The organism is Yoonia sp., from assembly GCF_030731595.1.
Classification (GTDB): domain Bacteria; phylum Pseudomonadota; class Alphaproteobacteria; order Rhodobacterales; family Rhodobacteraceae; genus Yoonia.
The window spans coordinates 18,718-28,801 of the sequence record NZ_JANQTS010000149.1; the positions used below are offsets into that span (position 1 = coordinate 18,718).

The 10,084-nt window shown below is 59.5% G+C and carries 11 protein-coding genes and 1 riboswitch; all 11 genes read left to right on the plus strand.

Translation table 11 applies throughout. The annotated features are described in order from the left end of the window. Positions 1–27: 27 nt before the first annotated feature. Positions 28–915 carry a transporter associated domain-containing protein gene (locus NWQ23_RS16460; RefSeq protein ID WP_306167480.1) on the plus strand — a complete coding sequence of 296 codons (888 nt, stop codon included), beginning with the start codon at positions 28–30 and terminating at the stop codon, positions 913–915. Then, positions 908–2,407, plus strand: a complete 1,500-nt coding sequence (gene lnt, locus NWQ23_RS16465) for an apolipoprotein N-acyltransferase (protein WP_306167481.1) — start codon at positions 908–910, stop codon at positions 2,405–2,407. Before NWQ23_RS16460 ends, lnt begins: the two co-directional genes overlap by 8 nt. A gap of 33 nt (positions 2,408–2,440) precedes the next feature. After that, positions 2,441–2,488, plus strand: a riboswitch (SAM-SAH riboswitch). A 7-nt stretch (positions 2,489–2,495) separates the two neighbouring features. Further along, complete coding sequence (metK, locus tag NWQ23_RS16470; RefSeq protein ID WP_306167482.1) at positions 2,496–3,677, plus strand: methionine adenosyltransferase; 1,182 nt, start codon at positions 2,496–2,498, stop codon at positions 3,675–3,677. Between the two features lie 122 nt (positions 3,678–3,799). Beyond that, the gene (gene trmB, locus NWQ23_RS16475) at positions 3,800–4,513 is read left to right on the plus strand and encodes a tRNA (guanosine(46)-N7)-methyltransferase TrmB (RefSeq protein WP_306167483.1); all 714 of its coding nucleotides are present in this window, start codon (positions 3,800–3,802) and stop codon (positions 4,511–4,513) included. A gap of 100 nt (positions 4,514–4,613) precedes the next feature. After that, complete coding sequence (gene aroA / locus NWQ23_RS16480; RefSeq protein ID WP_306167484.1) at positions 4,614–5,966, plus strand: 3-phosphoshikimate 1-carboxyvinyltransferase; 1,353 nt, start codon at positions 4,614–4,616, stop codon at positions 5,964–5,966. After that, positions 5,963–6,571 carry a (d)CMP kinase gene (gene cmk / locus NWQ23_RS16485; RefSeq protein WP_306167485.1) on the plus strand — a complete coding sequence of 203 codons (609 nt, stop codon included), beginning with the start codon at positions 5,963–5,965 and terminating at the stop codon, positions 6,569–6,571. The genes aroA and cmk overlap by 4 nt, the downstream gene beginning before the upstream one ends. 85 nt (positions 6,572–6,656) lie before the next feature. Then, entirely contained in the window at positions 6,657–7,175 is a 519-nt protein-coding gene (locus NWQ23_RS16490) for a hypothetical protein (RefSeq protein WP_306167486.1), read from the plus strand. 12 nt (positions 7,176–7,187) lie between these two features. After that, entirely contained in the window at positions 7,188–7,814 is a 627-nt protein-coding gene (locus tag NWQ23_RS16495; RefSeq protein ID WP_306167487.1) for a CatA-like O-acetyltransferase, read from the plus strand. Between the two features lie 42 nt (positions 7,815–7,856). Beyond that, positions 7,857–8,198 carry a helix-turn-helix transcriptional regulator gene (locus NWQ23_RS16500; RefSeq protein ID WP_306167488.1) on the plus strand — a complete coding sequence of 114 codons (342 nt, stop codon included), beginning with the start codon at positions 7,857–7,859 and terminating at the stop codon, positions 8,196–8,198. Continuing rightward, complete coding sequence (locus NWQ23_RS16505) at positions 8,195–8,668, plus strand: SRPBCC domain-containing protein (RefSeq protein WP_306167489.1); 474 nt, start codon at positions 8,195–8,197, stop codon at positions 8,666–8,668. Before NWQ23_RS16500 ends, NWQ23_RS16505 begins: the two co-directional genes overlap by 4 nt. Positions 8,669–8,921: 253 nt before the next feature. Further along, positions 8,922–10,084: 30S ribosomal protein S1 (locus tag NWQ23_RS16510; protein ID WP_306167490.1), on the plus strand; the 1,163-nt coding region annotated here is incomplete at its 3' end.

A 10,084-nucleotide genomic window follows, 5' to 3' on the forward strand; every position in this document is an offset into this window, starting at 1 on the left:
CATGTGACCCTCATAGGTAAGGATACAATGGGCGATACTGGCGACGGGCCATCTATTGCAGCGCAAAGCGCGCAGCAGGATCAGACTGACACAAATGCGGGCATGCTGACCCGTTTCATCAACGCGTTCCGCCCACAGGCGAGCCCCGAGGTTCACGAGAACTCTCCTGCCGAGGTTACACGGGCGGCAGGGGCCGTTTTGGGGATGCTCAATCTGCGTCGGATGCGGGTTGAAGATGTGTCTGTTCCCAAGACAGATATTACTGCGGTTCCTGTCACAATCACAAAGGATGAATTGGTCAAGGTGTTCCGCGACAGCGGTTTGACCCGTCTGCCGGTCTATGACGGCACGCTTGATACACCTCTTGGCCTCGTCAATCTCAAGGACTTCGCGCTGCGCCATGGCTTTAACGGCAAAAGCCCCAAGCTTGATCTGCGCGAGTTGGTGCGCCCCTTGATTTATGTCCCGCCCTCGATGCCCTTGGGTGTGCTCCTGCAAAAGATGCAGGCGGAACGTATTCACATGGCTTTGGTGATCGACGAATACGGCGGCACTGACGGTCTGGTCACGATCGAGGATGTGATCGAACAGGTCGTGGGCGAGATCGAAGACGAGCATGACATTGAAGAAGCCAAGAGCTGGATCATGGAAAAGCCCGGCTGTTATCTGGCACAAGCCCGCACCGATCTGGACGATTTCGAGGCCGAGATCGGGATGACCCTGACTGACCATGAAGAGATCGACGAGGAAGAGATCGACACGTTGGGTGGATTGGTCACGATGCTGGCCGGGCATCTGCCTGCGCGTGGCGAAGTGATCCTGCATCCCGATGGCCCCGAGTTTGAAGTGGTCGATGCTGATCCGCGCCGGATCAAGCGGTTGCGGGTGCGGTTGTCTCCGGCGCGCAATGGCTAACATTCTGGCGTGGTTTGGGGCGCGAAAGGGGTGGCATCGCTTTGCCATCCTTGCGCTGTTGGGCCTTGTCGCGGCGTTGGGCCAAGCCCCGTTTGATGTTTGGCCCGCGACCATTCTCGCTCTTGCGGCACTCTTCCTGCTGACCCCGGCCAACCGTTCGGCCAAGCAAGCGGCCTTTCATGTCTGGGCCTTTGGGCTGGGCTATTTTGCCTTCAGCCTGCGCTGGATCGTGGAGCCGTTTCTGGTCGATATCGCCCGCCACGGCTGGATGGCACCTTTTGCGCTGGTCCTGATGGCTGCGGGCGCGGCCTTGTTCTGGGCGCTCGCCGCCGGGATCGCCCATCGTGCGGCCCCGCGCAGCGGCGCGCTGCTGGGTCTTGCGCTGGTCGGGGTAGAGGTGGTGCGGTCCTTGATCCTGACGGGTTTCCCTTGGGCGCTTTTGGGGCATATCTGGGTCCAGACCGGCATCGCGCAACTGGCGGCCTTTGGCGGCCCGCATCTTTTGACGCTCATGACGGTCTTATGTGCTTGGGCGGTGGCCCTGCTGATTGGCCGGGACCGGCTTGTCGGCCTGATTGTTCTGGGCCTTGTGGTTGCGGTATCCTTTGTTCTCCGTCCCGGTCCTGCACCGCTGGCAACACCTGATCTGCCAATCGTGCGACTGGTCCAGCCGAATGCCCCGCAGCATCAAAAATGGGACCCGGCCTATCGGGATGTTTTCCTCAATCGCATGGTGCGCCTGACGGGCGAGGGTGCTGTGCCTGATCTGGTCGTCTGGCCCGAGACGGCCATTCCCTTTCTGCTGAACCAGATCGAAGACGATCTGAGCCTGCTGTCAGATGCCGCGCGCGGTGCGCCGCTGGTCTTTGGCATTCAGCGGCGCGACGCAGAATTGCGGGCCTTTAACAGTCTTGTCGTGATGGGGCCGGGCGGGCAGGTGCAAAGCATTTATGACAAGCGCCACCTCGTCCCGTTCGGGGAATATATGCCCGGGGCTCGGCTTTTGGGACAGATGGGTGCAACGGGTCTGGCCCGCAATCTTGGCGTTGGCTTTACGCCGGGGACCGAGGCGGGGCCAATCACGCTGCCGGGGATTGGCAGGGCGATCCCGCTGATCTGCTACGAAGGGATTTTTGCCGAAGAGGTCAGCGATGGCGGAACCCGTGCGCGCCTTTTGCTGCTTATCACCAATGACGCATGGTTCGGCCAAGCGGCAGGGCCGCGCCAGCATTTGGCCCAAGCGCGCCTGCGCGCGATCGAGCAAGGCCTGCCGATGGTGCGGGTCGCCAATACAGGTATCAGTGCGATGATTGACGGCAAGGGTCGGATCATCGCGTTTTTGCCCTTGGGCGTGGATGGGGCGATTGATGTGGCACTGCCTGCTGCCTTGTCTGAAACGCCTTATGCACGGTGGGGGGATTTACCCGCCTTGGTGTTGCTCATTGTGCTGCTGGGCGGGGTGTATTTCAACGCGCGGCGCGATAGCGATTGACGGCGGTCAAGAGGCACCCTAGACGGGTGGTCGGTTCTGTCACAACGGCTTCCTGACGTGACAGTGGTATTTATTGGAGCACATCCCCATGGCACGGCAAGACTATATTTTTACTTCGGAATCCGTTTCTGAAGGGCATCCTGACAAAGTATGCGACCGGATTTCAGACGCAGTTCTGGACGCGTTTCTGACCGAAGAACCCGAAGCGCGCGTCGCTTGCGAGACTTTCGCGACCACAAATCGCGTTGTGATCGGCGGTGAAGTGGGGCTGTCAGACCAGACCAAGCTGAAAGACTATATGGGTCGTGTCGAGGATATCGCACGCGCCTGTATCAAGGATATCGGCTATGAGCAGGAAAAGTTCCACCATGCGACCTGCGAGGTGACCAACCTGCTGCACGAGCAATCTGCCCATATCGCGCAGGGTGTGAATGCTTCTGGAAACAAGGACGAAGGTGCCGGCGATCAGGGCATCATGTTCGGATATGCCACGACAGAGACGGCGGAATTGATGCCGGCCCCGATCCAATACGCCCATGCGATCCTGCGGCGTCTGGCCGAGGTGCGCAAATCCGGACAAGAGCCTGTCTTGCGCCCCGATGCCAAAAGCCAGATTTCACTACGCTATGCAGGCGGAAAGCCGGTCGAGGTCACATCGATCGTGCTGTCCACGCAGCACAGTGATGCGTCACAAACCAGCGCGGATATTCGCGCGATCGTAGAGCCCTATTTTTATGAGGTCCTTCCAGAGGGCTTTATCACACCCAATACCGAATGGTGGGTCAACCCCACAGGCACGTTTGTGATCGGTGGTCCTGACGGCGATGCCGGCCTCACCGGGCGCAAGATCATCGTGGATACCTATGGCGGCGCGGCCCCGCATGGGGGTGGCGCGTTTTCGGGCAAAGACCCGACCAAGGTGGATCGCTCTGCGGCTTACGTGGCCCGCTATCTGGCCAAGAACGTGGTTGCTGCAGGCATGGCCGAGCGCTGCACGATCCAGTTGAGCTATGCGATCGGTGTGGCCAAGCCTTTGTCGATCTACGCCGATACCCATGACACGGGCGAGGTTGATCCAGCCGCGATTGAACGCGCGATTGCGCAAGTCATCGATCTGACACCGCGCGGCATTCGCCACCATTTGGGTCTGAACAAGCCGATTTATGAACGCACTGCGGCTTACGGCCATTTCGGGCGTACGCCTGATGCCGATGGCGGGTTCAGCTGGGAACGGACGGATCTGGTTGAGGCGCTGAAAAAAGCGGTCTGATTGGGTAAGGTGGGTCAAGACCCACCTTCCGCGCCGCACAGGGTAAGCTGTGCAAAATGGAGGGTGGATCATGATCCACCCCCGATTGCGCATATACCCCGCAGTTGCTAAAGCCCCGCCTTATGAGCAAGACCAATCACCCTTCGGGCGCTCCGTGGCGCAACTTCTATGGCCGTTTTCGCGGCAAGACGATCCGTGCCTCCCAGCATGATTATCTTGAAAATGATCTTGAACCCCTGTCACCCGGTCCCGTGGGTTGGGAAGACAACCCCGACCGCATCCCTTTGGACATCGACGCGATCTTTGGCGGTAAAGACCTTTGGCTCGAAATCGGCTTTGGTGGCGGCGAGCATCTGGTGCATATGGCCGAAACCTACCCCGACATTGGCCTGATTGGATGCGAGCCCTTTATCAATGGCGTCGCCATGCTGCTGGGCAAGATCCGCAAGGCGCAGGTGACGAACCTGCGCGTCCATCCCGGTGATGTGCGTGATCTGTTCGACGTGCTGCCTGATGAAAGCCTGAGCAAAGTCTTCCTCAATTACCCTGATCCCTGGCCCAAGAAGCGCCACCACCGCCGCCGCTTTGTCACGCCAGAGCATCTGGCCCCGCTGCACCGCTGCATGAAACCCGGTGCGATCTTTCGCGTCGCCACCGATATACCCGATTATGTCCGCCAGACATTGGAGGAAGTGCCCTCGCAAGGCTTTGAATGGCTGGCCGAAACCCCTGCAGATTGGCGCAACCCTTGGGGGGATTGGGTGTCTACCCGCTATGAGCAAAAGGCATTGCGGGAAGGCCGTACCCCGCATTATCTGACCTTCCGCCGGATTTGAGCGCGGCTCTTTGGATATTTTTACTCAAAAGAAGCAGGGGCGATGGACGCTTTCGCGCCGCCGCGCTATCACGCAGCGCAGATAAAGAAGGACGCTTGATATGTCGGGCCATGGCACCCCAATTCCAATGACTTCCAGACCATGCGGTCCGTTGACTGGCGTGGCCAATGTCCCCGGCGACAAGTCGATCTCGCACCGCTCTTTGATCCTGGGCGCCTTGTCGGTTGGCCAGACCCATATCACCGGTCTGCTGGAAGGCGAGGATGTCCTTGATACTGCAAAAGCGATGCGCGCCTTTGGGGCAACCGTGACCGATCATGGGGGTGGTGAGTGGACCGTGTCAGGTGTCGGCGTCGGTGGCTTTGCCGAGCCTGAGGGCGTCATCGACTGTGGCAATTCCGGTACCGGTGTGCGTCTGATTATGGGCGCGATGGCCACCTGTCCGATCACTGCGACTTTCACGGGCGATGCCTCGCTCAATGGCCGCCCGATGGGCCGTGTGACCGATCCTTTGGCGCTGTTTGGTGCGCAATCTGTTGGCCGTGCAGGGGGCCGTTTGCCGATGACGATTGTGGGGGCCGCTGATCCGGTTCCCGTCCGCTATGTTGTCCCTGTGCCATCCGCGCAGGTGAAATCTGCGGTGCTCTTGGCGGGGCTGAACGCGCCCGGTCAAACCGTGGTGATCGAGAAGGAAGCCACCCGCGACCATACCGAACGTATGTTGCAAGGCTTTGGCGCGACGCTGACGGTGGAAGAGACCGAAGAAGGCCGCGTCATCACGCTTGACGGTCAGCCCGAGTTGATCCCGCAGACGATTGTCGTGCCGCGCGATCCTTCCTCTGCCGCGTTTCCCGTCTGTGCCGCGATCATTGTCCCCGGGTCTGATGTGCTGGTCCCCAATATCGGGTTGAACCCGACCCGTGCGGGGCTTTTCACGACGCTGCAAGAGATGGGGGCCGACCTGACCTATGAAAACCTGCGCGAGGAAGGTGGCGAACCGGTGGCGGACCTGCGCGCGCGGTTCTCGCCCAACCTGCGCGGCATCGCTGTGCCGCCCGCGCGTGCGGCGAGTATGATTGATGAATATCCCGTCCTGTCTGTCGTTGCCGCCTTTGCCGAAGGCGTCACGGATATGCAGGGCGTCAAGGAATTGCGCGTCAAGGAAAGCGACCGCATTGATGCAATGGCCAAAGGCCTGCGCGCGGCAGGTGTGACCGTTGATGAAGGTCCCGACTGGTGGACCGTGACCGGACTGGGCCATGGCAATGTCCCGGGCGGGGCCACTGTCGCCAGCCAGCTTGATCACCGGATCGCCATGGCCTTTATGGTCATGGGCATGGCCACCCAGAAACCCATGAGCGTTGATGATGGCAGCCCGATCGCCACCTCCTTCCCCGTCTTTGAACCGCTGATGGCCAGCTTGGGCGCGCAACTGGTCCGGACGAACACGTGAGCTTTACGGTCGCCATTGACGGCCCTGCCGCTGCGGGCAAGGGGACGATCTCCAAGGCGGTCGCGGCGCATTTCGGCTTTGCCCATCTGGATACCGGGCTGCTGTACCGTGCGGTGGGCGCAAAGGTCTTGGCGGGCGGTGATCCGATTGCCGTTGCCTTGGCGCTTGATCCGGTTGATCTGGAGAATGATGACTTGCGCACAGCCGCTGTTGCGCAGGCGGCCAGCGAGGTTGCGGTGATCCCGCAGGTCCGCGCGGCTTTGGCGGCTTTCCAGCGCAGTTTTGCAGCGCGCGCAGGCGGCGCGGTGCTGGATGGGCGCGATATCGGAACGGTGATCTGCCCCGACGCGAATGTGAAGCTTTTTGTCACGGCGAGCCCTGCATGTCGTGCCGAACGGCGCTATGCCGAACTCAAGGCCAAAGGGGCCGATGTGACGCTCGAATCTGTTCTGGCTGATGTAAAGGCACGTGATGCACGCGACAGCAGCAGGGCCGCATCGCCATTGGTCGCGGCCGATGATGCGGTGCTGCTGGATACTTCGGATCTGACCATCGATGACGCGATCGACCAAGCCATCGCCATCATTTCAGCGGTCAAAGGCTAGTCTGCTATATTGCAGGCTCTCACCAAAGCGTGCTTTGGCGGATCGCCATTGGCCATCTAGGATCGTGGCAAAAGGAGATTGCCCGATGACCCGCCTGATTTCCCTGATCTTGTTTTTGTTGCCTGCGCAGCTCTGGGCGCAAGAGGCAGAGCCGCATATGACGTTGCCCCGTATGGCCGAGATCGTCTTGGCCCTCGACCCGGAGGCGCAAATTGCCGGCGCTGGATTTACGCTCACAATTGACGATATTCCTGTGCTGATCGTCACTGATCCGCGCGCCAACAGGATGCGGGCGATGGTCCCGATCCGGTCGGCCGAGACGATGACGCCAGATGAAATGCAACGGGTCATGCAGGCCAATTTCGATAGTGCGCTGGATGCGCGCTATGCGGTTGCGCAAGGGCGGCTTTGGGGAATTTTCATCCATCCGCTTAAAGAGCTGGAGCGTGATCAGCTGATTTCGGGCATCGCACAGACCGTGAACGTCGCCAAGACCTATGGCACGCTTTACACCAGTGGCGCGGGCCAGTTTGGCGCTGGCGACAGCGGAGACTTACAGCGCGCATTGATCGAAGAGTTGCTGGAGCGCGGACAGGATATCTGACACTCTGCCTGCATGACCTATGACATCGTTGACCTTGAAACCTGGCCCCGTGCCGCGCAGTTCCGTTTGTTCCGGACCTATCAGCAACCGCATTACGCGACGACCGTCCGCCTTGATGTGACCCATCTGATGGCGCGCAAGGCTGCGGGCATCGCACCTTACCGCGCCTGTCTGTATGCGATCGGGTCAGGGCTGCATGCGGTGCCAGAGCTGTGCATGCGGTTTCGCGGTGACAGTGTGGTGCGCCACCAGATGGTGACCCTGTCCATGACAGTACCGACGGATACGGGCAGTTTCGGCTATGCCTATGTGCCTTATGTCTCTGACTTCGGGACGTTCGATGCCCAAGCCAAGGCGCTGATTGATCAGGTGGCGAAAGGTGGCGCGCTGGCTGCCAATACAGGCGAGCGCGACGATCTGGCTTATCTCTCCTGCATGCCGTGGCTGGATTATACGGCGATCAACAACGCCCTGCCGGGGCCGGACGACTGCATCCCGCGCGTCAGCTGGGGCAAATTCGTGGAAAAGGACGGAGGCTGGGACATGGCGATGACGCTGGAGGTGCACCATGCGCTGGTGGATGGGGCGCAGGTGGGCGCGTATTTCGCGGCGGTGCAGGGGGCTTTGGATGAGATTTAATAAACCAATTGATTAATTAACGAATCGGTTTATTAAAGGGTCATGGATCACACCGACACCCTCGACGCGACATTCGCCGCACTTGCGCACCCCACGCGGCGCTCAATTTTGGCGCGGTTGGCGCAGGGCGAGGCAACAGTCAACGAACTTGCCGCGCCTTTCGCCATGAGCTTGCCCGCGATCTCAAAACATATCCGGGTGCTGGAAGGAGCGAACCTGATCAGCCGTGGACGCAAGGCGCAGTTTCGCCCTTGCACGATAAACGCCGCCCCACTGGCGGAAATTGCAAGATGGACCGATGAATATCGCCACATCTGGGATGCCAGATTTGACGCGATGGACGCAGTCCTGAAAGACATGAGGCCTCAGGAGGGGACAGAATGACAGATTGGGTCAAGATCACACGGACGTTCGACGCGCCGATTGAGATTGTTTGGGCGATGTGGACCGATGCCATCCAGTTCCAGAAGTGGTACGGACCAAAAGGATTTTCCGTCCCAGTCGCGGAAATGGATGTGACTGTTGGCGGGACACGCAAGATCAACATGGCGATGCAGATGCCTGACCGGACAATGTCGATGTGGTTCACCGGGAGCTACAAGGAAGTGTCCGCCCCGCATAGGCTCGTCTATACGGAAAGCCTGTGTGATCCGGACGGCAATGTGATCTTTCCGCATGCGGTAGGCATGCCTGAAGGGACACCCGAGGTTACCGAAGTGATTGTTGAACTCAGCCAAGAAGGCGGCAAGACCGTCATGACCATGACCCACCTTGGTGTTCCGGCCGGCTCACAGGGCGAAGGCGGTTGGACGCAGGCGTTCGACAAGCTTGGCGTGGTGTTGGACGTCGTCTAAAGCAGCTGTTCTTGGGTCGGATCAATAGGGGAAAACCCCTTGCATTGCTGGGAAAACCCCCCTATACGCCGCCCTGTCGAAGTGTCGAGACAGGCGCGGGCGTGAGACTTGAGCGGGGTCGGTAGTAACCGGCCCTGTTGTTTTATGTTCCGTGACGACGCCCAAGACCAACTGAAATCCAAAGACCGGCGGAGACAACCGCTCGGCCCGTATAAAAGCTAGATTAGGAAAAAACTGCCACATGGCTAACACAATGGACGAGTTTGAAGCACTCTTGAACGAAAGCTTCGAAATGGACACACCCGCAGAGGGGTCAGTTGTCAAAGGCAAGGTCATCGCGATCGAAGCGGGCCAAGCCATCATCGACGTCGGCTACAAGATGGAAGGCCGCGTTGATCTGAAAGAATTCGCAAATCCCGGTGAAGAGGCTGAAATCGCTGTCGGTGACACTGTCGAAGTGTTCCTGCGTCAGGTTGAGAACGCCCGCGGCGAAGCTGTCATCTCTCGCGAGATGGCGCGTCGTGAAGAAGCCTGGGATCGTCTGGAAAAAGCCTATGCTGACGAAATCCGCGTTGATGGCGCGATTTTCGGCCGCGTCAAAGGCGGGTTCACTGTGGACCTTGGCGGCGCTGTTGCGTTCCTGCCCGGCTCTCAGGTTGATGTCCGCCCAGTGCGTGATGCGGGCCCTTTGATGGGTCTCAAGCAGCCGTTCCAGATTTTGAAAATGGACCGTCGCCGGGGCAACATCGTTGTGTCGCGCCGTGCGATCCTTGAAGAATCCCGTGCCGAACAGCGTGCCGAAGTTATCGGCGGTCTGACCGAAGGTCAGGAAGTTGACGGCGTGGTCAAGAACATCACCGAATACGGTGCGTTCGTCGATCTGGGCGGCGTTGACGGTCTGCTGCACGTGACAGACATGGCATGGCGCCGCGTCAACCACCCCTCCGAGATCCTTGCCATCGGCGAGACGATCAAGGTGCAGGTCATCAAGATCAACAAAGACACACACCGCATCAGCCTTGGCATGAAGCAGTTGCAGTCTGACCCATGGGATGCGGTTGAAGCCAAGTTCTCTCTGGGTTCGGTCCATCAGGGTCGCGTCACCAACATCACTGACTACGGCGCATTCGTCGAGCTGGAAGCCGGTGTTGAAGGTCTGGTGCACGTCTCCGAAATGTCTTGGACAAAGAAGAACGTCCACCCCGGCAAGATCGTGTCTACAAGCCAAGAAGTCGAAGTCATGGTTCTGGAAATCGACAGCGCCAAGCGCCGCGTTTCCCTTGGCCTCAAGCAGACACAGCGCAACCCATGGGAAGTCTTTGCAGAGACCCATCCTGAGGGCACCGAGGTCGAAGGCGAAGTCAAGAACATCACCGAATTCGGTCTGTTCATTGGCCTTGAAGGCGACATCGACGG